19 protein-coding genes are annotated in these 23,914 nt (G+C 68.6%); 7 read left to right on the plus strand and 12 right to left on the minus strand.

Features of this window, described 5'->3' with window-relative positions; translation table 11 throughout:
- Positions 1 to 27: 27 nt before the first annotated feature.
- Positions 28 to 921 (minus strand): phenylalanine 4-monooxygenase, encoded by an 894-nt coding sequence (phhA, locus tag ASD14_RS00100; protein ID WP_056127215.1) that lies wholly within the window; start codon positions 919 to 921, stop codon positions 28 to 30.
- Positions 922 to 1,102: 181 nt separating this feature from the next.
- Here phhA and ASD14_RS00105 point away from each other — a divergent pair, with 181 nt between their 5' ends.
- Positions 1,103 to 1,579: an Lrp/AsnC family transcriptional regulator gene (locus ASD14_RS00105; RefSeq protein ID WP_056127217.1), complete on the plus strand. Its 477-nt coding sequence runs from the start codon at positions 1,103 to 1,105 to the stop codon at positions 1,577 to 1,579.
- 61 nt (positions 1,580 to 1,640) lie between these two features.
- Here the strand turns inward: ASD14_RS00105 and ASD14_RS00110 are convergent, their stop codons facing one another.
- Together ASD14_RS00110 and ASD14_RS00115 are read right to left on the minus strand one after the other, a co-directional pair.
- Positions 1,641 to 2,195, minus strand: coding sequence for a porin family protein (locus tag ASD14_RS00110; RefSeq protein WP_056127221.1), 555 nt, complete (start codon positions 2,193 to 2,195; stop codon positions 1,641 to 1,643).
- A 132-nt stretch (positions 2,196 to 2,327) separates the two neighbouring features.
- A complete protein-coding gene (locus ASD14_RS00115) occupies positions 2,328 to 3,119 on the minus strand; it encodes a rhomboid family intramembrane serine protease (protein ID WP_056127224.1) in 792 nt (263 codons plus the stop codon).
- A 304-nt stretch (positions 3,120 to 3,423) separates the two neighbouring features.
- On the opposite strand from ASD14_RS00115, the gene ASD14_RS00120 reads away from it, so the two are divergent.
- Positions 3,424 to 4,596 carry a class I SAM-dependent rRNA methyltransferase gene (locus ASD14_RS00120; protein ID WP_056127227.1) on the plus strand — a complete coding sequence of 391 codons (1,173 nt, stop codon included), beginning with the start codon at positions 3,424 to 3,426 and terminating at the stop codon, positions 4,594 to 4,596.
- Between the two features lie 8 nt (positions 4,597 to 4,604).
- Positions 4,605 to 5,291: a DUF1080 domain-containing protein gene (locus tag ASD14_RS00125; RefSeq protein WP_157474915.1), complete on the plus strand. Its 687-nt coding sequence runs from the start codon at positions 4,605 to 4,607 to the stop codon at positions 5,289 to 5,291.
- A 4-nt stretch (positions 5,292 to 5,295) separates the two neighbouring features.
- Here ASD14_RS00125 and ASD14_RS00130 read toward each other — a convergent pair whose 3' ends face one another.
- Entirely contained in the window at positions 5,296 to 5,550 is a 255-nt protein-coding gene (locus ASD14_RS00130) for a hypothetical protein (RefSeq protein WP_056128679.1), read from the minus strand.
- 135 nt (positions 5,551 to 5,685) lie between these two features.
- On the opposite strand from ASD14_RS00130, the gene ASD14_RS00135 reads away from it, so the two are divergent.
- From ASD14_RS00135 to fdhD, 3 genes are read left to right on the plus strand one after another with little or no spacing between them, the layout of a single operon-like run.
- A complete protein-coding gene (locus tag ASD14_RS00135) occupies positions 5,686 to 8,010 on the plus strand; it encodes an FdhF/YdeP family oxidoreductase (protein WP_056127232.1) in 2,325 nt (774 codons plus the stop codon).
- Positions 8,010 to 8,243 (plus strand): helix-turn-helix domain-containing protein, encoded by a 234-nt coding sequence (locus ASD14_RS16175; RefSeq protein ID WP_056127235.1) that lies wholly within the window; start codon positions 8,010 to 8,012, stop codon positions 8,241 to 8,243. The genes ASD14_RS00135 and ASD14_RS16175 overlap by 1 nt, the downstream gene beginning before the upstream one ends.
- The gene (gene fdhD, locus ASD14_RS00145) at positions 8,228 to 9,028 is read left to right on the plus strand and encodes a formate dehydrogenase accessory sulfurtransferase FdhD (RefSeq protein WP_056127238.1); all 801 of its coding nucleotides are present in this window, start codon (positions 8,228 to 8,230) and stop codon (positions 9,026 to 9,028) included. Before ASD14_RS16175 ends, fdhD begins: the two co-directional genes overlap by 16 nt.
- A gap of 178 nt (positions 9,029 to 9,206) precedes the next feature.
- Here fdhD and ASD14_RS00150 read toward each other — a convergent pair whose 3' ends face one another.
- Complete coding sequence (locus ASD14_RS00150; RefSeq protein WP_056127243.1) at positions 9,207 to 9,557, minus strand: GFA family protein; 351 nt, start codon at positions 9,555 to 9,557, stop codon at positions 9,207 to 9,209.
- A 139-nt stretch (positions 9,558 to 9,696) separates the two neighbouring features.
- Here ASD14_RS00150 and rmuC point away from each other — a divergent pair, with 139 nt between their 5' ends.
- Positions 9,697 to 11,049, plus strand: a complete 1,353-nt coding sequence (rmuC, locus tag ASD14_RS00155) for a DNA recombination protein RmuC (protein WP_056128682.1) — start codon at positions 9,697 to 9,699, stop codon at positions 11,047 to 11,049.
- Positions 11,050 to 11,366: 317 nt separating this feature from the next.
- Here rmuC and ASD14_RS00160 read toward each other — a convergent pair whose 3' ends face one another.
- The 7 genes from ASD14_RS00160 to recC all read right to left on the minus strand — a co-directional run bounded on the left by ASD14_RS00160 (position 11,367) and on the right by recC (position 23,693).
- A complete protein-coding gene (locus ASD14_RS00160) occupies positions 11,367 to 12,788 on the minus strand; it encodes a M64 family metallopeptidase (protein WP_157474918.1) in 1,422 nt (473 codons plus the stop codon).
- A 5-nt stretch (positions 12,789 to 12,793) separates the two neighbouring features.
- A complete protein-coding gene (locus tag ASD14_RS00165; RefSeq protein ID WP_056127245.1) occupies positions 12,794 to 13,300 on the minus strand; it encodes a nuclear transport factor 2 family protein in 507 nt (168 codons plus the stop codon).
- Between the two features lie 41 nt (positions 13,301 to 13,341).
- Positions 13,342 to 13,929, minus strand: a complete 588-nt coding sequence (folE, locus tag ASD14_RS00170) for a GTP cyclohydrolase I FolE (protein ID WP_162247667.1) — start codon at positions 13,927 to 13,929, stop codon at positions 13,342 to 13,344.
- 148 nt (positions 13,930 to 14,077) lie between these two features.
- A complete protein-coding gene (locus ASD14_RS00175) occupies positions 14,078 to 14,539 on the minus strand; it encodes a glycine zipper domain-containing protein (RefSeq protein WP_056127251.1) in 462 nt (153 codons plus the stop codon).
- Between the two features lie 135 nt (positions 14,540 to 14,674).
- Positions 14,675 to 16,495: an exodeoxyribonuclease V subunit alpha gene (recD, locus tag ASD14_RS00180; RefSeq protein ID WP_056127254.1), complete on the minus strand. Its 1,821-nt coding sequence runs from the start codon at positions 16,493 to 16,495 to the stop codon at positions 14,675 to 14,677.
- Complete coding sequence (locus tag ASD14_RS00185) at positions 16,492 to 20,169, minus strand: exodeoxyribonuclease V subunit beta (protein ID WP_056127257.1); 3,678 nt, start codon at positions 20,167 to 20,169, stop codon at positions 16,492 to 16,494. Before ASD14_RS00185 ends, recD begins: the two co-directional genes overlap by 4 nt.
- Positions 20,166 to 23,693 carry an exodeoxyribonuclease V subunit gamma gene (recC, locus tag ASD14_RS00190; protein WP_082538625.1) on the minus strand — a complete coding sequence of 1,176 codons (3,528 nt, stop codon included), beginning with the start codon at positions 23,691 to 23,693 and terminating at the stop codon, positions 20,166 to 20,168. Before recC ends, ASD14_RS00185 begins: the two co-directional genes overlap by 4 nt.
- Positions 23,694 to 23,914: the final 221 nt, after the last annotated feature.

Below are 23,914 nucleotides of genomic sequence, written 5' to 3' on the forward strand. Positions count from 1 at the left end.
CAGGAGATGTCCGTCGCGTCCGGCGGCTTACACGTCGCCGTCGTTGAGCCAGCCCTCGCCGGTGCCGCGGTTGTACACCGTGTCGGTGGCAAGCACTTCGCCCGCCGGAATCGAATCGAGTTGCGCCAGCTTCGCGTAGATCGGGGTGAAGTCCGGCGTCGTCGCTTCCATCAGCTGTTCGTAGCTGTCGATGACGAAATAGGTCTTCTGATAGGTGTCGATGCGGTAGCGCGTGCGCATGATCCGCTCGAGGTCGAAGCCGATGCGGTTGGGCGCATCGCTTTCGAGGCAATGGATCGACTCGCCCTTGGACGAGACGATGCCGCTGCCGTAGATGCGCAGGCCGTCGGCTTGCTTGATCAACCCGAATTCGACCGTGTACCAGTACAGCCGGGTGAGGTTGACCAGCGCGTCCGCACCGATGCCGTGCGCCTTGACCCCGCCGCGGCCGTACGCCTGCATGTAGTCGGCGAAGACCGGATTCATCAGCAACGGCACGTGGCCGAACAGGTCGTGGAACAGGTCGGGTTCGCTCAGGTAGTCGAGCTGCTCCGGCTTGCGGATCCACCACGTCACCGGGAAGCGCCGGTTGGCGAGGTGGTCGAAGAAGGTGAGTTCGGGCAACAGGCCTTCGACGCCCACCAGTTCCCAGCCGGTCGTCCCGCGCAGCACGCGGTTGAGCTCGTCGAACTTCGGGATGCGGTCCGGCGACATGCCCATCGCGCGTTGCTGGCGCAGGAATTCGTCGGAGGCGCGGCCGACCAGGATCTGTTGCTGGCGCTCGAACAGCGTCGCCCACACGTCGTGGTCGGTCGCGCTGTAGCTCGCCCAGGGCTGGTCCACGACCGCGGTCGTATAGACGGGCACGTAGCCCTTGTCGGTGAGCTGGTGTTCGACGCGGTTGGGGGTAGGGGTGTTCATGGTGGCCTTGGTGTCCGGCAGGAGCGCGCCCTTGGGCGACCCGCGGTGCCTGGGACCGGTCGCGGGAGGGGCGTTCCTACAGTAGCGGTGGGGGAACGCAACTAGCTTGCGTTGTTGCAGCCGATGCAGGCCTCGGCGCATGATCCTTGCGCGTTTAACGCAATCCTTGCAGCAACCTGCCATGACTGCCGCCGATCTCGATCGTACCGACCTGCTCGTGCTTGCCGAGCTCCAGCGCAACGGCCGCCAGACCAATGCCGAACTGGCCGAGCGCGTGCATCTGTCCGCTTCGGCCTGCCTGCGCCGGGTGCAACGGCTCGAGCGCGAAGGCGTGATCCGCGGCTACCGCGCCGAGACCGATCCCGAGCGCCTCGGCCTGGGTTTGCAGGCCTTCGTCCGCGTGCAGCTGCGCGAACACGACGCGGCCTCGATCGCCGCCTTCGCCGGGTTCGTGAACCAATGGGACGAAGTCGTCGCCTGCCACGCGCTTACCGGCGACATGGATTACCTGTTGCAGGTCGCCGTGCGCGACCTCGAACACTTCTCGCGCTTCCTGCTCGACCGCCTGCTCAACCAGGCCGGCGTCGCCGACGTGAATTCCAGTTTCGTGCTGCGCACGGTGAAGGCGTTCCGCGGCTTGCCGCTGCCGCGCGCCTAGGCCGCGAAAGAAAACGGCCGCACTAGGCGGCCGTTTTCGATGAAACGATGAAAGCGATGGATCAGAAGCGCCACTCGCCGCCCACCGCGATGGTGTCGACGTCCACGTCGATGCCGTCGATGTCGGCCGTGCGGCGGTCGTAGTTCAGGCTCAGGCCCCAGTTCTCGTTGAAGTCGTAGCCCACGCCGACGCCGTAGAACGGCTTGGTCGAGCTCTCGTCGTCGATGACGTCGAAGTCGTCCTCGCGCACCTGCATGGTCAGGCGGGCGATGCCGACGCGGCCGCTGAAGAAGAAGCCGGTGTTGTTGGCGCCGAGGTTCTTCTTGCCGACCAGCGCGACGCCGGCCGTGATCAGGTCGAGTTCCTGGTCGTTGCCGAGGCTGGTGTTGTACAGCGAGCCGACGTGGCCTTCGACGGCGAAGTTCGGGTTGAACCAGTAGCCGCCGGCGATGATCGCCGAGGTGTCCTTGTCGCTTTCGCTGGTGCCGTCGAAGCTGACTTCGGTGTCGCTCTGGCCGACTTCCCCGCGCAGGAAGCCGTGACCGCCAGCGGCCATGGCGGAAGTGGACAGGCCAGCCAATGCCAGCGCGCAGGAAAGAATCAGGGTCTTCTTCATTGTTTCGTCCGTAAAAAAGAGGTCGCCCTCGTGGGCGGCGGCACAGTGCCGCGTGCCCTCGTTTTTGTCAAATTAGCGTTAAACGGGTGTCGGAGGTCGCAAAAAATGCCGGCTGGGCGGCTGGCTGCTGCTTCAGCGCGGTGGTTCTTTCACCGCCATGCGGCGGTCCAGGTGCAGCACCACGCCGCGCTCGTCCCGCAAGTCGGGGCGCTGCCAGAGCACCGGCACTTCGCGCGGCGCCGTGGGTTCGAGTTCCTGGTCGAGCGCTTGCCTGGCCGCGAGTTCTTCCTCGATTTCCCAGCTGTAACGGCGGCGCGGCGGGAGCGGGTCGCTGCGACGGAACAGCCACGCGGCCGCCATGCCGGCCAGCGCGCCGCCCAGGTGCGATTGCCATGAGACGCCGGCTTCGTGCGGGAGCACGGTGAGCAGCATCCCGCCGTAGAGGAAGAAGGCGATCATCGCCGCGGCTACCGAAGGCCGGTCGCGACGCAGCACCCCAAGGCTGAAGACCAGGAACATCAGGCCATGGGTGAGCCCGCTGGCGCCGAGATGGTGGGAGCCGGCTTCGCCCAGCAGCCACGCACCCAGCCCCGAGCCCAGCCACAGCAACGGCAGTGCGCGCAGCGTGGCGCGCGGATAGACGGCGCCGGCCAGCGTGCCGAGCAGCAGCAGCGAGATCGCGTTGGCGACGAAGTGTTCGACCGAGCCGTGCAGCAGCGGCGCTCCCAGCAGCCCGAGCAGGCCCGGCAGCGAATGCGGCTGCACCGTCCACGGCGTCACATCGAACGCAGGCTGGGCGATGAACACCACGCCGAGCACCAGCACGAGCAGGAAGCTCAGGTTGAAGGCGCGCAGCAGCCGGTGGCGGTCGTGCGCGCGCTGGCTGGGCGAGTCGGCGGGAAGTTCGGGGGTGGGCAGGTGCATGCAATTGCAGTGGCGACAGCCGTTGTCGGATGCAAGGGCGGTGGATCGGGAAAGTGCGTCCCGCGGGGCAAGGGGCCGAAGAGCGCCCCCTCATCCGCCCTTCGGGCACCTTCTCCCCGCGGCGCGGGGAGAAGGGCGGCGGACTTCTTCCCTCGCCGCGCTTGTGGGGAGAAGGCGGGCGCTCGTGCGCCACAGGCGCACGCCCGACTGAACGCCTTTGCGCAATGCGCAAAGGCTGGGGCAGAGCGAGGACAGCTTCGCGCAGCGAAGCAGGGTGAGGGGAAGTCCCGCGTAAAATGTCGCGATGAATACCGAAGCCTACCCGCTGGTCCGCCTCAAGAACGCCTGGAACTCCACCCATCCCTGGATCTTCCAGCGCCTGGTCGACAAGCCGGCGCAGCGCCCGAAATCCGGCCAGATCGTCGACGTGGTCGGCGTCGATGGCGCCTTCATCGGCCGCGGCTTCTACAACGGCCACTCGCGCATCGCCCTGCGCGTCCTCGAACGCGATCCGGATGTCGAGGTCGACGCCGCATGGTTCGCGCGCAAGATCGCCGAGGCCGTACACCTGCGCCGCGACATCCTCCGGCTCGACGAAGTCAGCGACGCCTGGCGCGTCGTGCACAGCGAAGGCGACGGCATCAGCGGCCTGGTGGTGGACCGCTACGACGACCTGCTCGTCGTCGAGTTCTTCAGTGCCGGCGCGTTCCGCTATCGCGAATGGATTTACGAGGCACTGCGCGCGCAGTTCCCCGGCTGCCGCTTCCACGCCTCGGCCGACGAGCACGTGCAGAAGCAGGAGTCGTTCGACTTCCGCGGCACCGAGCCGGCGCAGCCCGCGATCATCACCGAGTTCGGCGTGCGCTTCCGTGCCGATCCCGCGGGCGCGCACAAGACCGGCTTCTTCGCCGACCAGCGCGAGAACCGCCAGTGGCTCTCGCAGCAGGTCGCCGGCAAGCGCGTACTCGACCTGTGCTGCAACACGGGCGGCTTCGCGGTGTATTCGGCGGTGCGCGGCGCCAGCGAAGTGGTGGGCATCGACATCGACGAAGCCGTGATCGAGATCGCCAAGGGCAACGCGAAACTCAACAACGTGCGCCCGCGCTTCGTCCAGGCCGACATCTTCCCGTGGCTGCGCGATGCGGGGAATGCGGGCGAGCAGTTCGACGTGGTGATCCTCGACCCGGCGAAGATGACGCGCGACCGCGAGCAGGTCATCAATGCGCTGAAGAAATACCTCGACATGAACAAGCTCGCGCTCGGCGTGGTGAAGCCGGGTGGCCTGTTCGCGACGTTCTCCTGCACCGGGCTGGTCAGCGAAGACCAGTTCCTCGACATGCTGCGCCGCGCCGCGTTCTACGCCGGTCGCACGGTGCAGGTGCTGAAGGTTTCCGGCGCGGGTCCCGACCATCCGTTCCTCGCGCAGGTGCAGGAATCGCGCTATCTCAAGGCGGTGTTCTGCCGCGTGCTCGACTGAGGCGCGACGTGCGTCGCGTGATGTGCAGTGCGTGGACGGGACTGGTGCTGATGCTTTCCGCCTGTACGTCTACGCCGCCGGAGCCGGGTGCGTGGCAGCCGCTGTTCGACGGCGTATCCACCCGCGGCTGGCACAACGTTGGCAAGGACACAATTGATCCGCGTTGGCAGGCGATCGACGGCGCGCTGGTGCTCACCGCAGCGGGTGGCGGCGACATCGTCACTGATGCGCAGTTCGCCGATTTCGAACTCGAACTGGACTGGCAACTCGCGCCAGGCGGCAACAGCGGCGTGTTCTATCGCGCCGCCGACAGCGATCCGGTGTGGCAGCGCGCCGCCGAATACCAGCTGCTCGACGATGCCGCGGCCCAAGACCGCTTTGTCGCCTCGCATCGCGCCGGATCGGTGTACGACCTCGTTGCCGCGGAAGGCTCGGTGTTGCGCCCGTCCGGCGAATACAACCATGCCCGCATCGTCGCCTGTGGCCCGCGCATCGAGCACTGGCTCAATGGCGTGCGCGTGGCGGCTTACACGGTGGGCAGTGACGACTGGAAGCAACGCCTCGCCGCAAGCAAGTTTGCCGGCCAACCGGACTTCGGTGCTGCACGCAGCGGTCACATCGGCCTGCAGGATCACGGCGCGATGCTGCGGGTGCGCCACGCACGCATCCGCGCCCTCGCCGGGTGCAAACCCTAGCGTCTCACTCGAGCCGCTCTTCGTACTTGTCGCGCACGTAGCGATTGATGTACGACGAGAGGCCGCGCCCGGCCATCGCCAGCGACTTCATCTGTCCGACGTGATAACGGCCCGGACGTTCGGGTCCGTAACGATAGGTGCCGTCTTCGATGAAGCGCACGATGATGCCGTCGTCCAGGAGCTGATAGGCGCGGACGCCGGAGTTGCCGTCGCGATTGCGATACGGCGTCAGGTCGAGAGCGTGGGTCGAGGTAGGCATGCGCGAAGCATTCCCGAGTACGCGTGCGCAGCGCATGAAACCGCTGTGGCGGGAAGCCTGTACAGCTTGGCGGCTTGAACGCTGACTCCGCATCCGGCGCTAGAATCGCGATGAATCGTTCACGGCATTGCCCGCATGTCGCAGCGCAAATCCATCGACGTCTACCTCAAGCCCGCGGGCGGATGGGATGCGCTGAAGAGTTCGTGGCAGGCGTTGCGCGAACAAGGGGTAGTGATGAAGGGTGCGGGCACGCTGCTGCACGCGAACCAGCCCGCCGGCTTCGACTGTCCGGGCTGTGCGTGGCCGGACCGCAACGCGCATTCGACTTTCGAGTTCTGCGAGAACGGCGTCAAGGCCGTGGCGAACGAGGCCACCAGCAAGCGCGTCGATCGCGAGTTCTTCGCCCGGAACACGGTGGAATGGCTCGCGCAACAGGACGATCGTTTCCTCGAGGCGCAGGGCCGCCTGACCGAGCCGATGCGCTACGACGCTGGCAGCGACCGCTACGTGCCGATCGGCTGGGACGGCGCGTTCGCGCTGATCGCGCAGGCGCTGAATGCACTGGCCTCGCCCGACGAGGCGATCTTCTACACCTCCGGACGCGCATCCAACGAAGCCGCCTTCCTCTACCAGCTGTTCGTGCGCGAGTTCGGCACCAACAACCTGCCCGACTGCTCGAACATGTGCCACGAGCCGTCGGGCGTGGCATTGACCGAGCAGCTCGGCAGCGGCAAGGGCTCGGTGCTGCTGGAAGACTTCGAGCACGCCGAGGCGATCTTCATCTTCGGCCAGAACCCCGGCACCAACCATCCGCGCATGCTCGGCGAACTGCGCGACGCGGCGAAACGCGGCTGCCGCATCGTGGCCTTCAATCCACTGCGCGAACGCGGGCTCGAGCGCTTTGCGAATCCTCAATCGCCGGTGGACATGCTGCCGGGCAGCGCCGGCGCGCGCATCGCGTCCGAATACTTCCAGCCGCGCATCGGCGGCGATCTCGCCGTCGCGACGGCGATGGCGAAGGTGGTGGTCGAACGGGACGCGATCGATCGCGATTTCATCGCCACGCATACGCAGGGCTTCGACGCGTTCGCCGCCAGCCTGCGCGCCACGCGCTGGGAGGATCTCGAACGCGAATCCGGCCTGGCACGCGCGCAGCTGGAAGACGCCGCGCGGATCTACATCGACAGCAACGCGACGATCCTGTGTTGGGGCATGGGCATCACCCAGCACCATCGCAGCGTCGCCACGATCCAGATGCTCGGCAACCTGCTGCTGCTGCGCGGCAACGTCGGCAGGCGCGGCGCGGGTCCATGCCCGGTGCGCGGCCATTCCAACGTGCAGGGCGATCGCACGATGGGCGTGTACGAGCAGCCGTCGGACGCGTTCCTCGACCGGCTCGGCGCCGAATTCGGTTTCGCCCCGCCGCGCGAACACGGCTTCGACACGCTTGCAGCGATCGCGGCCATGCGCGACGGTCGCGCGCAGGTGTTCTTCGCGCTCGGCGGCAACTTCGCCGCGGCGACGCCCGATACCGCGCAGACGCAGGCGGCATTGCGCAATTGCGGACTCACCGTGCACGTCAGCACCAAGCTCAACCGCTCGCACCTCGTGCACGGCCGCGACGCGCTGATCCTGCCGTGCCTGGGTCGCACCGAGATCGACCTGCAGGCCACGGGCCCGCAGGCGGTGACGGTCGAGGATTCGATGAGCATGGTGCACCTGTCCGCGGGCATGAATCCGCCGGCGTCGGAACAGTTGTTGTCCGAACCCGCAATCGTTGCGCACCTCGCCGCCGCGATGTTGGCGTACAGCCGCACGCCGTGGCTGGCGCTGGTCGAGGATTACGACCGGATCCGGCACCGGATCGCGCGCGTGATCGACGGCTTCGAGGATTTCACCACCCGCGTGCGGACGGCGGGCGGCTTCCATCTGCACCATCCGAACCGCGAACGGGTGTTTCCGACCGCCGGCGGCAAGGCGCACTTCTTCGTGCATCCGCTGACTGCCGCCGCGACCAGCGGCGAGGAACTGCTGACGCTGATGACCGTGCGTTCGCACGACCAGTACAACACCACGGTGTACGGACTCGATGACCGCTATCGCGGCGTGCACGGACTGCGCCGCGTGTGCTTCATCTCACGCGGGGACCTGGAGCGGCACGGTTTCGCCGATGGCGACATGGTCGACCTGGTCTCCGTGTGGGGTGATGGAAGCGGCGATGTGCAGGAACGCGAAGTGCACGGCTTCCGACTGGTCGAATACGACATTCCCCGCGGCTGCCTGGCTGCGTATTTCCCGGAAACCAACCCGCTGGTGCCGCTGGACAGTTACGCCGAACGCGCACGCACCCCGGCATCGAAGTCGATTCCGGTGCGCCTGCGCAGGGCGGCCCCAGGTTCGCCGTCGGAATTGCCGGCGGCTTCCGCCGGGCTTGACCCCGCCCTGCGCAACATCCCGTGATGGAACAGCACGCCCTGGCTTTGCTGCAGCTGCTGGCCGAGGAGGACGGCCAGTCGATCCACCGCGTGGCCAGGCGCCTGCAGCTGAGCCTGAGCGAACTGCAGCGCCTGCTCACCGCACTCGGCCAGGATCGGCGCTTCGATGGGCTCGACCTGGTCGAACAGCGCGAAGACGGCAACCGCATCCTGCTGTGGCTCACCGACAAGGGACGGCGCCTGTGCGCGACGTGCTGAACGACGCGCTTGCCAGGGTGGAGGCACTGCGCGTGCAGGCCGATGCACGCGACCTGCGCGAGGATTCCGCCGTGGTCGAGGCGCCGGTGGCACTGCTCTACAACGGCCTGTCCTTCGCGGTGATGATGGCGACGCCGTGCGACCTGGAAGACTTCGCGCTCGGTTTCTCGCTGAGCGAAGGCGTGGTCGGTTCCGCGGACGAATTTCGTCTCGTCGACGTCGTGCGCGGCGAAGCGGGCGTCGAGCTGCACGCCGCGATCCCGCAGTCGCGCTACGACGCGTTGCTGGAGCGCCGCCGCAGCCTCGAAGGCCGCAGCGGGTGCGGCCTGTGCGGCGTGGCAGCGCTGCAGGATGCGCAGCGGCCGGTTCCTCCCGTGGACACACCGGACGAGGTCCCGATGACGCAGGTCTGGTCGGCGCTGGATGCGCTGGCGCAGCAGCAGCCCCTGAATGCCCGCAGCGGTGGCGTACACGCGGCCGGCTTCATGCACGCGGGCGGATTGCTGGTGCGCGAGGACGTGGGCCGCCACAACGCGCTCGACAAACTGATCGGCGCGATGGTGCGCGACCGCATCACGCCATCCCGGGGTTTCCTGGTGATGACCTCGCGCGCCTCGTACGAGATCGTGCACAAGGCGGCGATGGCGGGCATCGGGATCGTGGTGGCGATTTCAGCGCCGACCGATCTGGCGATCCGGACCGCCGAAACGGCAGGCATCACGCTGGCGGCGTTTGCGCGCGGCGATGCGCTGAATCTTTACGCGCATCCGGAGCGGCTGGTCTAGCGCCGTGCCCGTCATTCCCGCCGTCGCGGGAATGACGACAGGGCTCGGATCGTTAACCCGACTTCGCCGCCCGCCACCGCAGCAACGACTCCATTGCGTCGTAGAACGCGCAAAGAGCCGCGCGCCTTCCGGCGCAGCCGCCTTCGATGGGAAATGTTGAAGCGTTCATCGCGGCATTTCAGATGGAGCGGCCGTCGTAGTGGTGCACGGGCACGGCAGCGAGGTCGATGCCTTCGATGCAGCGGATGTTGACCGCGGCCACCGCATTGCCCTTCGGATCGATGCCTTCGCCGAACGGATGGATGCCGCAGTGGGAGCAGAAGTTGTGCCGGATCACGTGCTTGTTGAACGTGTAGGTGGCCAGCGCGTCCTCGCCGGAGGTCAGGCGCAACCGCGCGCGCGGCACGAACCACAGCAGCGAGCCCTTGCGCTGGCACATCGAACAATTGCACGACAGCGCGCTGTCGATCTCGCCTTCCACTTCGAAAGCCACCTTGCCGCAGTGGCAGCTGCCCTGGTGCGTCGCCATCTGAATTCTCCCGGATTGTCGTTGCCTGAAGAATAGGCACCTGCCGAGGTTACTGTCAACCGTTTGGTTGACTATTGCCGAAGCCTGCACATCCGGCGTGGGTCTCATGCGCTGCGACGCGTGCCGGTACACTGTCGGCATGTCCGAATCCGTGCTTCTCGCGCTGTTGCTGGTCGCGATCCTCGTTGCGATCGTCCTGCTGGTCCTGTTGCTGCTGCGCCGCCCGGACAGCGCGCTGCAGCAGGCGTTGCGCGAAGAGCAGCGCGAAGGCCGCACCGAGCTGCGCCAGCAGCTGGACAGCTTCTCGTCGCAGCAGGAACTGCGCATCGACGGCTTCGCCAGTCGGCTGAACGAAGCCGCGGGCCGCACCGACCAGCGCCTGGAAGACCTGCGTGAGGCGCTCACCGAAGATGCGCGCAAGGCGCGCCAGGAAGCCTCGCTGGCGCTGAAGGATTTCGCCGCCGCGCTCGACCATCGCGTCGGCGAACTCACGCGCAACAACGAGCAGCGCATCGGCGAGATGCGCACGACGCTGGAGCAGAAGCTGCGCGAACTGCAGGTCGACAACGCCGCCAAGCTCGAACAGATGCGCGCAACCGTCGATGAAAAGCTCCACGCGACACTGGAGACGCGCCTGAGCGAGAGCTTCGGCAACGTCACCGCGATGCTCGCGCAGGTGCACCAGGGCCTGGGCGACATGAACAAGCTCGCCGCCGATGTCGGTGGCCTGCAGCGCGTGCTCGGCAATGTGAAGTCGCGCGGCGTGTTCGGCGAAGTGCAGCTCGCCGGGTTGCTGGAACAGGTGTTCGCGCCGGACCAATACGCAGCCAACGTGGCGACGTTGCCGGGCAGCAGCGAGCGCGTGGAATTCGCGGTGAAGTTCCCCGGTTCGACCGGCGACGCGCCACTGTGGCTGCCGATCGACGCCAAGTTTCCGCGCGAAGACTACGAACGCCTGCTCGATGCGCAGGAACGCGGCGACGTCGCCGCCGCGCACGCTGCCGGCGACGCCCTGGAACGGCGCGTGCGCCAGGAGGCTTCGCGCATCCGCAGCAAGTACGTCGGTCCGCCGCACACCACCGAGTTCGCGATCCTGTTCCTGCCGACCGAAGGCCTGTACGCCGAAACGCTGCGTCGCCCTGGCCTGGTGGATGCGTTGCAGCGCGATCAGCGCATCGCCGTCGCCGGTCCGACTACGCTGCTGGCGTTGATGACCAGTTTCCAGATGGGCTTCCGCACTCTGGCGATCCAGGAACGTTCGAGTGAGGTGTGGCGCACGCTGGGCGCGGTGAAGACCGAGTTCGCCAAGTTCGGCGTGGTGCTCGACGGGGTGAAGAAGAAGCTCGACGAAGCCAGCAGCAAGATCGAAGAGACCGGCCGCCGCTCCCGCGCGCTCACGCGCAAGCTGCGCGAGGTGGAGGCGTTGCCGCTGGAGGACAGCCAGCGCCTGCTGGGCGCGGAACTGGATGCGGGCGAGGAAGAGATCAGCTGAGGCGGCGTAAGTTCGCGATCAGCTTGCGCGAGCGCTTGGCATTCTCTGCCGTCGTCGTGTCGCGGCACTAGGCACTAGTGGATGCGGCACCGCTTCACTTGCGACCTGCGCCAATTCACTCCCGCGCGCGAAGATATTTCAGCTCGTCATTCCCGCGAAAGCGGGAATCCAGTGTCTTTCTGCTCTCCCGGAGATCGTTGGAAAGCAAAGTCACTGGATTCCCGCTTTCGCGGGAATGACGATCAAAGCGGAAAGCAGAAAAAGACGGCAACCCGACCAGGCAATCCACAACGCCTGGGACCGCGACAGTGCTGGAATCAGTCACCCAAGGGACGCGAATACAGATCGATGATCTCCGCAATCGCGTCCTGGCACACCTGGCAGAACTGCTCGATGCGGCTGAACATGATGCATTGCATCGCCGGCCGGTAATAACCGCTGGCCTGGTAATTCGCGCCCTCGAACGCGCCGATCACGTCGCGGTTCGGTTGCCGCGCCATCAAGGAATCGGTGAACTTGCGCTCGGCAGCGAACAGCGCGCTCATCTCCGACTCCGGGCGGTTCGCCTTGCGTAGGGCGATGCGCCTGGCCTGGTATTCGCGCTGGTACTTCTCGTATTCGGCCTTGGGCCACGGCGTCGGCAGTGGCGTGGTCGGGGCAACGTGGCGCTTCCATTTCAGCTGCGAAGGATCGAGCAGGGCGGTGACGTTCGGTTCCCACGGTTCCGGGCGTTCGGTGCCCGACGCGTACGCAACGGGCGAGGTGTAGTACTCGTCGGCGAGCGCGGCGAAGTGGTGGCCGAACTCGTGCACGAACAGGTAGTTCGCCCAGTCGTTGCTCGCCGCCGCGGTACTGAACTGGCCGAAGATGCCGCCGCCGCCGTAGGTCTCGTTGTTGACCAGGATCTCGATGAACTCGTTGGGCGCGTACTGCGCCAGCTCGCGCAGCGCGCGGTTGTCGAGCGTGAGCACGTAGCGCTCGCTGCCGAAGATGTCGTAGCGGGTATTGAGCGAGGAATCGTGGAAGGTGCCGGTGGAAGGGCGCGACACGCCCGATTCGCGCGTCGGCACCGCCAGTGCCCAGACGTTGAAGTCGTTGGCGCGCTCGCGGAACGGCGACACGCTGAAGAGGTGGTCGGCAAGCCGGCGTGCATCGGCTTCGAATTTCGGCAGCTGCTCGCGCGTGTAACCATCGCCGAGGATCAGCAGGTCGACCTTCTCCGCTGACGGTCCGTTGTTGCGGATGGCGATCGGTTCGGCCGGCGCCGGCCGCTTCTCACGCTGTATGTCCTGCGCGGCCGGATCAATGTCGATGCTCCATGCCACCGAGAACTCGTTGCGGTCGTCGCGCTGCAGAACGCGCAGCCGCACCGGCGCGACGGGCATCGGGAAACGCAGCGACTCCTGGAAGCCGCGGCTCTGCTTCTGCGCCTCGTCGGTCGTGCGCCATTCGCCAAAGATGGTGCTGTAGCCGCGCGAGTACAGCACCTTGTTGGTCTTCGGATCGACGACCTCGACGCGGTTCAGGCCGCGATTGCTGTCGTCGAGCGGCCGCGCGGGATTGCCGGGCCAAGGGAGGGGCTCCAGCACGATGCGTTCGAGCGCGTACTGCTCGGACAGCGCATTGCCGGTATGCAGCACGTCGACGCGCAACGTGGCCGGCGCGGTGCCGGCGTGCGCGGAAGCCGCGAACAGCGCGGCCAGAGCCAGTGCCACGGCGGACAAGCGACGCGTCGACATAGCGGCTACTCCATGGACTTGCAGTAACGCGCGCCTGTGCACGACAGCGGCGTCACGATCTGCGAATACAGCCGCCAACGGCCGTCTTTCAGTTTCCACAGCGCGTAATAGCTGCCGCGGACTTCGGTGTTTTCGCCCTGTTCCTGCCACGACTCGGACCAGCGGCCGCGTTCGGCGGCGAACTTCCACTTCGCATTCCGCTCGACGCGCTCGGGCGTGAAGATCTGCACGAGGTCCGGGCGCTTCTGCAGCAGGCCCTCGTAGGTGCGTACCAGGTTCTTCTTTCCACTGACCACGCGCGACGGCGTGATCAGTTGCACGTCATCGGCCACAAGGCCGGCGAGGTCGGCCGGCTTCCGGTACGCGACCAGCTGGTTCCACTGCTGGCGCTGGCGCTCGATGTCGCTTTCGACCCGCTTAGCCCACGGCGCCGCGACATGGGCGCAGCCGGCAATGACCGCCAGGACGATCGAAGCGAGCAGGATGCGGATGACACCGGCCTGAGGGCGCATCGACCGGGCGCTTGCGTGCAGGCGAAGCACGGCGTCGCGCCTCAGCGTCCGGGCCCGACGTCGATGAACTGCAGGAACTCGGCCCGGGTCCGCGCATCCTCGCGGAAGCCGCCGAGCATCTTCGAGGTGATCATGCTCACGCCGCGCTTGTGCACGCCGCGCGTGGTCATGCATTCGTGCGCGCCCTCGATGACGACGCCGACGCCGCGCGGCTGCAGCACGTCCTGGATCACCTGCGCGACCTGCGCGGTCATCTTCTCCTGCACCTGCAGGCGGCGTGCGTAGGTCTCGACCACGCGCGCGAGCTTGCTGATGCCGACGACCTTGCCGTTGGGCAGGTAGCCGACATGCGCCTTGCCGATGATCGGCGCCATGTGGTGTTCGCAGTGGCTCTCGAACTCGATGTCGCGCAGCACGATCATCTCGTCGTAGCCCTCGACTTCCTCGAAGGTGCGCTTGAGGTAATCGGCGGGATCCTCGCCGTAACCGCTGAACCAGTCGCCGTATGCGGTGACCACGCGCTTGGGCGTGTCGACCAGGCCTTCGCGGGCCGGATCGTCACCGGCCCAGGCGAGCAGCGTGCGGATCGCGGCTTCGGCCTGCTCGCGGGAAGGCTTGTCGTTGGCCATGGGCTTGCCGGCCTCTTCGTCGGGGACCGGCATCGTACTCCAGCGGCTTGGCGCAACAAAAATGCGGAGCCGTTTCCGGCCCCGCATTCCGTCGGATGCTGCCTGTGGTCAGCGGACCTTGCGGATGCCCGTCATGGCACTGGCAGTTTCAGCGCCCGTCCCGGTCGGCATCGCCCGGCAATGCGCGTTCGATGTAATGCCAGCTGTCGCGCACGGCACCGCGCGCATCGTCCCAGGCCAGGCGCGAGTCGGCGCGCGAGGCTTCCCAGTTGCTGCGCAGTTCCGGTTCGACTTCCTCGAACGGGCGGCCGCGATACATCGAGTAGTTGTCGTAGCCGTATTTGTAGGCCGGCTCGTAGTCGCGCCACTCGCTGCCGCTGATGTAGTACGGCGCGTTCTTGTATTCCTTCTGGAAGTGGGCGGTGTACTCGGTGGGGTTGATGGCTTCGGCGATCGAGTCGCCGGCTTTCGAGCCGACCAGTCCGCCGACCACGGCGCCCACTGCGCTACCCGCGGGGCCTGCCGCCGAACCAATTGCCGCACCCGCGACTGCGCCGGTCATTGCGCCGGTACCCGAACCGATGTTGTGGTCTTTCTTGACGTCGCTCATCTGCTGCTCTCCTGGTGTTGGGGGAGCCGGCGCCAGATGGCGCCGGGACATCAACGCTAGTCAGCCGGTCGTACAGCTGGGGTCAAATATCGCTGAACAGGCCGCGCTTGCAGATTCGGCGCAGCAGACGCGGCGTCACGTGCGCAGGCGTTGCGCCAGTCCGGAAACACGCTGCGCATGACGCGACAGCGCGCCGCGCAGCACCGCTTCGCTCGCGCAGATGTGTACGCATTCGCGTGCGCGCGTCAGCGCGGTGTAGACGAGTTCGCGCGAGAGCGTGCGCGCTTCCTGCTTCGGCAGTTGCAGCCACACGGTGTCGTACTCCGAGCCCTGCGACTTGTGCACCGTCATGGCGAAGGCGCCGCCGTGCGCCGGCAGTGCCGCGGCGTGGAAACCGCGCACGTCCGCGGCGCCGTTGAACCAGGCCACGATCGTGCCGCTGTCGTCGCGCAGGCACACGCCGATGTCGCCGTTGAACAGGCCGTGGCGATAACTGTTCTCGGTGACCAGGAGGAGGCGGCCGTGGAAGTAGGCGTCGCGTTGCGCACCGGCGAGCGCCTCCTCGATGCGTGCATTGAGCTGGGACGCGCCCTGCTGGCCTTCGCGCAGCGCGGTCAGCACGCGCGCGCGGTCGGCGATGGCCAGTGCGGCACGCGGGTCGGCCAACGTCGCCAGTTCGCGCCAGGGCGCCAGCAGTTCCTCGCGCGTGGCCGCCGACAACAGGTCGAAGTGGTCGGCGTGGAAGTGCACGCCCGACAGTTGCTGTCCGCGCAGCAGCGCCAGCGCCTCATCGGCATGGCCCTGGCGCGCGGCATCGGCAAGCGGCGCGAGATCCAGCGCGGCCGACTGGCGGTAGCCGCGGCGCAGGTGGATGCGATGCCCCTGCAGCGGCGACGTGGTGGATGACTCGATCGAGGCCATGGTGCCCAGCAGCGGCTGCAGCGACTGCACCGCATCCACCGGCAAGGCCAGGCCGTCGCCGCTGGCCTCCACGATCGCCGCCAGCACGTCGCCGGCTTCCACCGACGGCAACTGGTCGGCATCGCCGAGCAGGATCAGGCGGGCGCCGTCGCGTACCGCTTCGACCAGCTTGCACATCAGCGGCAGGTCGACCATCGAGGCTTCGTCGACGACGACTGCGTCGAACGCCAGGGGTTGCGATGCGTCGTGGCGGAATCGCGTGCTGCCGGGCACCGTGCCGAGTAGGCGATGCAGGGTGCGCGCATCGATCGGCAGCGCATCGAACAACACGGGATCGATATCGGGGTGTTCGCGCAAGGTCGCGAGCGAGCGATGCAGGCTCGCAGCCATGCGGTCGGCCGCGCGACCTGTCGGCGCCGCCAGTGCGATCCGCGGCGTGTCGCGACCGGCATTGCGCGCCTGCGCCACGAGCAGCACCAGCAGGCGCGCGATGGTCGTGGTCTTGCCCGTACCCGGTCCGCCGGTGACCAGCAGCAGCGAACGCCGCAGCGCGAGCGCGGCGGCGCGCGCCTGTGCGTCGTCGTCGCGTGCGTGCGGAAACAGCGCGGCAAAAAGCGGCGCCAGCGTCGCGAGGTCTTCGGCGGCCGGCGCGTGCGCAGCGAGACGCCGCAATCCGGCGACCAGGCGCCGCTCGTATTCGCGATAGCGGCGCAGGTAGAGCAGGTCGCCCTCGAGCACCAGCGGCACGTCGCCGGGCGCGGCTTCGTGCGGGGCGGGCGTGGCGACCCAGCGCGACGCCTGTAGCGCTTCGCGCCAGGGTTGCGGTTGCGGCAGTTCGTCGAAGCTTTCCACCAGCAGCTGCGGCCGTTGCAGGTCGAGCGCCGCGTGGCCGAGCGAGATCGCCAGCGAGGCGAGTTCCGCCGCCTGCAGCACGCGCGGATCGGTCGCGGGATCGAGCCGGCGCAGCACGTCGACCAGCGCGCGATCGACGGCGCGGCCGCCCGCATCGGCATGCAGCGACAACTGCCGGCTCATGCGGCATCTCCCTTCGCCAGCAACGCATCCACGGCATCGACCAGCGCGACGTCGAACCGCGGTGCGATGATCCCGCGCGATCCCTCGCGTTCCAGCCCGCGGCAGAACAGGTAGCGCACGCCGCCGAAGTCGCGCGCGTAGTCGTAATCGCCGCCGCGGCGCACGCGCAGCCAGCGGTGCAGCGCGATGACGTACAGCAGCGCCTGCAGGTCGTACTCGCTTGCGCGCATCGCTTCCGCCAGGGTGGCTTCGTCGTAGCCGGCCAGCAGGTTCGACTTGTAGTCGAGCACGTGCACGCGCCCGCCACCGAGGTAGGTGAGGTCGATCTTGCCGTTCATGAGCCCCGACAGGCGCGGCCATGCGCCGAAGTCGCGGCGGTCGCGCGCGATGCCATGCCGGTGCAGCAGCGCCAGCAGCGCGCCGCTGTCGGCGTCGGCGAGGGTGAAGTGGAATTCGATTTCCGCCACGCGCGCGGACGGCGGCACGTCGCACAGGCGGCTGCCTTCGGGCAGCGGGGCGTTGAGCGTGGCCGACACCAGTCGCGTGAGCTCGTACACGCCGTCGTCGACGTGGTCGGAGGCGTAGTCCTGGCTCTGCAGCGCGCGCACCAGCACGTCGCGCTCGCCTTCCGGCGGTTCGGCGCCAGCGTGATCACTCCACTGCGCGAAGTCGGCATGTTCCAGCGCGTGGTGCACGGCGTTGCCGAAACGCTCGCCGCGGAAGCGCGGGTCGACCGCTTCGAACACCGCCGGCGGCGTCGCCGCGAGCGGCCGCTCGTCGATGGCGGGCGCTTCGTCCTGCACCGCGTGCACGCCGTGCAGCTTCTGCCGGTGCAGCTGGCTGAAACTGTGGATCCACCAGTCGCGACGCAGTTTGCGCCGGGCTTCGAGCGCGGGAGGCGTGATGGCCTGCAGCTGTGGCGGCAGGCGCGTGGCGTCGGCGGGATCGGGGAGCCGCGCCGCTTCGATACGCAGGCGATCGCCCAGCGCGCGCCGAAGTTCATCGGCAGGGCGCGCGCCACCCAGCAGCCGCTCGAGGGCGGACTCCTCGTGGTACGACACCGCGCCGCCCCACACCCACAGCGCTTCGCGCGCGCGGGTCAGGCCGACATAGAGCAGGCGCATGTCCTCGTCCTGTTCTTCGGCGAGATGGAGCGCCACGGCGCTGCCTGGGATATCCGCCTTGCCCCACGCCGGTTCATCACCATGGCGATGGTCCGTGCGCACCTGTCGCACGCGTTCGCCATGCCACTGGAACAGCGCCATGTCCGGATCCTTGCGCTGGCGCCCCAATGCCACGAACGGCAGGAACACCAGCGGGAACTCCAGCCCCTTGCTCGCATGCAGGGTCAGGATCTGCACGCGGCCGGCATCGGATTCCAGTCGTGGGGTCTGCTCGAAGTCGTCCTTGTCGGCGTTGGCGATCGCCGCGCGCAGCCAGTCGATCTGACCCTGCGGGCCAAGGCCGCGCGGCTGCGTCGCGTTGGCGCGCGCTTCTTGCAGCAGTTCGCCCAGTTGCAGGAGGCAGGTGAGCTGGCGTTCGCCATCGACCTGCGCGAGCAGGCGCGTGGCCTGGCGTGCGAGCACGCCGGCGAGCATCGCCTGCGGTCCGTGCTGCTCCCAGCGCAGCCGCCAGGTGGCGAAGTCGTGTTGCCAGCGCTGCAACGTGTCGCCGTCGTCGGCAAGCGCATGCAGCTGCGCCGCGCCGAACCCGAACAACCGCGTCGCCAGCGCCGCGCGCAAGCGGCGTTCGTCGAAGGGCGAGGCCAGCGCGAGCAGCAGGCTCAGCAACTCATGCGCCTGTGCGGTCTCGAACACGCTTTGGCGGCCGGTGGCGACCGCGGGTACGCCGAGCTCCGCCAGCGCGTGGCGTACGGCGACGGCTTCGGCATGCGCGCGGACGAGCACGGCGCAGTCGCGCGGTTCCAGCGGGCGCATCGTGTCGCCGTCGCGGCGCAGGACGCGATCGTCCCGCGCCCGTTGCAGCAGGTCGCGGATCGTCTGCGCGCAGCCGCGCGCAAGGTGTTCGACGGATTCTTCCTTGGCCCAGTCCTTGTCCTTGTCCTTGCCGTTGTCGTCGCGTTTGCGCGGCAGCTCGTTGAAGACCAGCGCCGCGGCGGGCAGGCCGTCGATCAGCAGGGCATCGTCGGCGACCTTGCCGCCGGGAGCGGTGGCGACGAAGTCGATGCCTTCGCCCAGCGCGCCCGCACGCAGGTGCGACTGTGCGAACAGCGCGTTGACTGTTTCGATGAGGCCCGGCCGCGAGCGGAAGTTCCGCGCCAGCGGCGGCGCCACGGCAGCGGTGTCGCGTGCGCGCTGGTAGGTGTGCACGTCGCCGCCGCGGAAACGGTAGATCGCCTGCTTGGGATCGCCCACCAGCAGCAGGCCGTTCGCGCCGTCGGCTGCCTGCTGCGCGTGCGCGCCGAACAGGCGTTCGAAGATCGTCCACTGGCGCGCGTCGGTGTCCTGGAATTCATCGATCAGCGCGAGCGGGAACTGCGTGCGCACCGCTTCGCACAGGCGCGGGCCGTGGTCGGGATCGGTCACCGCCGCGAGCATCGCGTCGATCAGGTCGTCGAAATCGCGTTGCTGGAAGGCCTGCTTGCGTGCGCGGACGCGTTCACGGGCCTGCGTGCGCAGGGCATGGAGGCAGTGCAGGCCGCGGGCCTCCAGCCATGGCGTCACTGCCGCGCGCGCGGCGAGCAACGCGGCGATGGCGTCGCACAGCGGCAAATCGGGCGGTCGCTGGTCCTTGTTGCAGCCCTCGGCGAGCGCAGCGCGGGTGAAGCGATCGAGCCGTTCGTGCCACTGCATCGGCGTGGCGTCATTCGCGACCGCAGTGCGCAGCCAGTTCCACAGCGATGCGACGTGTTCGGGCTTGTACTTCACGCCGCTGAGCACCTTGCCCTGCAGCGCGGCGACGAGCAGATCGTGCGCGGCTTCGCCGTGCTGCGCGAAGGCGAGGCGGAACGCCTGCCACGCGGCATCCAGCGCGGGACGCGGATCGGGCGCAACGTGCGGAGGCGGCGATGGCAGCAATGGCTCGGGCGCGAGCAGCGCGGGCAGCGCGGCGGCCAGCCCGGCGGGGCCGCCGTAGCGCGATCGCAGCCAGGCGCTGTCGTCCGTGCGTCCGGCGTCGGCGGACGCATTCCACTCACGCCACAATTCCACCGCGACCGCTTCGTGCATCTCGCGCGCGCTGGTGACCACGTCGGCCGGGCGCAGCACCTGTCCGGTGTCGAGCGCATGCTCGGCGAGCACGCGCTGGCAGAAGCCGTGGATGGTGGTGATCGCGGCCTGGTCCATCTCGCGGGTGGCGCGGGCGAGACGGCGGCGCAGGCTGGGCAATGTCTCGGTACCGGTGGCGAATGCATCGGCCAACAGGCGTCGCAGCAGGGCGTCGCCGGCGTCGTCGCCGTCCCGCTCCGCGGCGTCGCCCTCGCGCCAGCGCGCGGCCAGTTCCGCCGCGCGCAGCAGGCGGTCGCGCACGCGCTCGTGCAGTTCCTGCGTGGCGCGGATGGTGAAGGTGACGGCGAGGATTTCCGGCACCGCGCGCCGCTCCACGATCACCGCGCGCGCGAACAGGCCGGCCAGCGTGTACGTCTTGCCGGTGCCGGCGCTGGCTTCGATCAGGCCGAGGTTGTCCAGCGGGGTGTCGAGGACGGCCTGGCTCATGCCACGTCCTCCGGTGCGAACGCCCTGGCTTCTTCCACCGCGGCGAACACAACGCGCGCGATCCTCGCGAAGCGCTCGCGGCTCTCTACGTCGACATCGACGAACGGGTCGCGGCCGCGCAGTGCCATCTGCGTGGCGATGCTGCGCTCGGGGTTGCTGCGGTCGGCGCCGTAGGGATTGAAGCTCTTGCCGCACCAGAGATTTTCGGCCGCCACCAGGCCGTTCTTTCCGTTCCTTTCGGCGGCATGCAACGCGTAACCGCTCTTGGGCAGGAACGGCAGCGGCTCCACCAGCGCACGCTCGTGCAGTGCGACCAGCGATTCCAGCGCGGCACGCGCCTGTTCCGGCGCGACGGGATCGCGCGGGCGCAGCAGCGGCGGCGCGTCTTCCTTGTCCTTGTACAGCTCGAACACCGGCAGCCGCAGCAGCGAAGCGGCGAGCCAGTCGAGCCCGTGCCGCAACGCATGCCCGCCGTGGCGTCCCTTCGCGCGCAACACCACGCGCAGCACGCGCGGCGACGCGCCCGGATGCACGTCCTCCAGCTTGCCGCGCAGGCGTCGCGTGCCGAGCGGCTCGTCGAGTGGCTGGCGTTGCGCGCCGGTACCGAAACCGCCATCCAGCGCGGCCACGGCAAAAGGCGCGAGTTCGTCCAGCAGCTCGGCGACGATCGCGGCGCCGTCGCTGCCCGGCGCAAGCTGCGCGCGTGCGAGCAATTGCCGTTGCAGTCGCCGCGGATCGGGCCGGCGCTGGTCGCGCAACCACGCCGCGAAAACCGCTTCGCGCAACTGGTAGTGGCGCAATGCATCGGGACGGCCGAGCGGTTCGTGATCGTCGGCCACTTCCTCGTCTTCCGGCAGGCGCAGGCCGAGGCCGTCGCGCAGGTAGGCCACGTGCGGCTTGTTCAACACGCTGCGCACGCGGTCGAGCAGCACCGCCGGGTCTTCGCGATCGGCCAGCGGCAGCAGCAGGGTGGGTGGCGCGAATACCGGTTCGGGTTGCGTCGCGATGGCGGCGTCGGCGGCCTCGCGCCAGCGCGAGTCGAAGCTGAAGCGACGCGGGTCGCCCTGGCCGCTGCCGAGGCCGGCGGCGTCGGCGGATTCGAATGGACGTGTTTCGCCCACGTGGGCGGCGCCGAACGCGGCCGGCGAGAACGGCTGCAGGGCGTGGCGCACCACCAAAGACTCCTTCACGCCGGCGCGCGTCTTCTCGTCGGCGGCTTCGTGCGCATCCACGGCGGCATCGAGCAGTTCGGCAAGCACCGCGGAGGGTTCGCGCCTCGAGTTGTCGCGCGGATCCATGCCGCACCAGCTCAGGTACAGCACGCGGCCGGCGGACGCGAACAGCTGCAGGAACAGGTACCGGTCGGCATCGCGCCGCGACGGATCGCCGACGCGGCGTTCGGGCGTGCCTAGCTGGCGCGCGAGCAGGTTGACGCTGTCGCGCGCATCGCGCGCGGGGAATGCGGCCTCATCCATGCCCAGCAGGCACACCACCTCGAACGGGATCAGCCGCATGGGCACCATGCGGCCGAAGCAGACGCCGCCGGACAGGAACGGCGCGCGCGCATCGGTTTCGCCCAGCGCGCGACGGAAGTGGTCGAGCACCAGCGCATGCTCCACCGCAGTGTGTTCGCCCGGGGCGTCGAAGCCGGCGAGCATCGCGCCGTGCGCGAAAGAGGCGATCGCCTGGTGCAGCGCCTTCAGCGCGACGGCATCGTTCTCGTCGCCACGCGCGAAGATCGCTTCGAGCAGGCCGTCGAGGTCGCGCGCCCACGCCGCGGCCGGCTTCGCTTCGGCCAGGCGCGCGCCGGCGCGCCGCAGCACGTCGAGCAGGCGCAGCAGGCCGTCGAGCGCGCGCGTGGCCTGGCCTTCCAGTTCCGGCCATGGCGCGACGGCCAGCTCCGGCCCCGGGCCGCCGATGTCGTCGTCGCTGCCCGACGCATAGCCCAGCAGCAGCCGGTCGAGCGCGAATTCGAAGGTGTAGGCGGACTCGCCCTGCGCACCGTGCCGCGCGCGATCGGCGGCGTCGAGGCCCCAGCGCGCGCCGGCGGCGTCGAGCCAGTCCTGCAGCGCGCCGCGTTCGTTGTCGTCGATATCGAAACGCGTGGCGATCGCCGGCACCGCGAGCAGGTCGAGGACATCGGTGACGGTGAGCGCGCGCAGCGGCAGGTCGAGCAGGCGCAGGAACGCGGCGGCGAGCGGCGAACTCGCCAGCGGGCTGGTGTCGGCGATGGTGTACGGGATCTCGCGCTCGCTGCCGAGCGCGCCGCCGAACACGGCTTCGATATGCGGCGCGTACGCATCGATGTCGGGTGCGAGCACGGCGATGTCGCGCGGTTGCAGGCGCTCGCCACCGGCGGGCGCTTCGGCTTCCAGCAGCGCGCGCAACTGGTCGTGCAGCACCTGCACTTCGCGCAGGCGCGTGTGGCAGGCGTGGAACTGCAGGCTCGGATCGTGGCGGTCGACTTCAGTGCGCGGCCAGGTCGAAGCCGCGTCGCTGCGGCTGCGGAAGTCGATGTTGTCGAGCACGTCGTGCTGCAGGCGGCCGAGCAGGGTGTCCTCGCGCGGCGGCACATGCGGCGCGAGTTCGAACGTGGTCGGCACGGTCTCGCCGCTGACCAGCCCGGCGATGAAGTCGCGCCCGGCCTGGCCCCACGCGGCGAGCAGCGGATTGGGCGCGTGCGCGCCATCGCCACCGGGCTCATCGCCGCCCAGGACACCGCCTCCTAGAAACGCGTCGTCCTGCGCCGGCGTGTAGTCCGGCCAGCGCTGCAGGTCGCCCCAGAACGCGCGCGCCGGCGTGTGCAGGTAGAAGTGTTGAGTGCCCGCGTGCGACTGGCTGGCGATCACCTGCAGCACGTCGGGCGAGATGTTCTGGCAGGCGAATACGAACAGGCGTTGCGGCAGGCCAATGGGGCCCGTCGCGGACTCGCGCACGCGCCGCAGGTAATCGTCGATGCGGCGCGCGCGGTGCGCACGGCCGCGGGCGATGCGGCGCCACAACGCCGCCTGCCAGTCATCATTGCCCGCGCGCGTCCGCGCGTTGCGTTCCCAGTCGAGCAGCCAGTCGCGACGCCAGGCCTGGTACTTCTCGTAGGTTTCCGCGAGCGCGTTCGCGAGCGACCAGGCCTTGAGCGCTCTTTCGGCAGACGTGCCGTCGCCGGCAAGGAAGCCGGCGAGCGCGGCCGGCGGCGCCGCCCGCAGTTCGCGCAGCACGTGCCAGCGCAGCGTCTCGGGCGCGAGGCGGTCGCCTTCCGGCGCCTGTTCCAGGTTCTGGTCGAGGGCGAAGTCGACAAATTCGCCCGGCGTGAGGAACTTCAGGTTGGCGCAGATGCCCAGCCGTTCGGCCAGTTCCTGCTGCAGCCAGCGCCGCATCGAGAACTGCGGCACCAGGACGACGTCGGGCCGCAGCCAGTCGCCATCGGCGGGCAGCCGGGCGACTTCCGCCGCGAGCAACCCCGCGAGCACATCGAGTGCATTGGAGTGGTAGAGGCGGAAGTCGGGCGCGGCGGGCATCGCGGTCATCTTGCCGGATGGGGATCGCAGGGGGCGAGATTGCGCGGCGAAGTCGCAGGACTTTTCGCTTCTCGCCGCGTGCGGGGAGAAGCTGTCCACAGGGCTGACGCCCGAAGGAAGCACCCTGGGGTGTGAGAGGCGGCGAACGCAGCGAGCTGTTTTCCTTCCGGAGCAAAAGCGCGCTCGTTGCGCTCGCGTCCCTCACCCGCCCGTTAGGCACCTCCTCCCGC

Source organism: Lysobacter sp. Root494, assembly GCF_001427225.1.
Classification (GTDB): Bacteria; Pseudomonadota; Gammaproteobacteria; order Xanthomonadales; family Xanthomonadaceae; genus Agrilutibacter.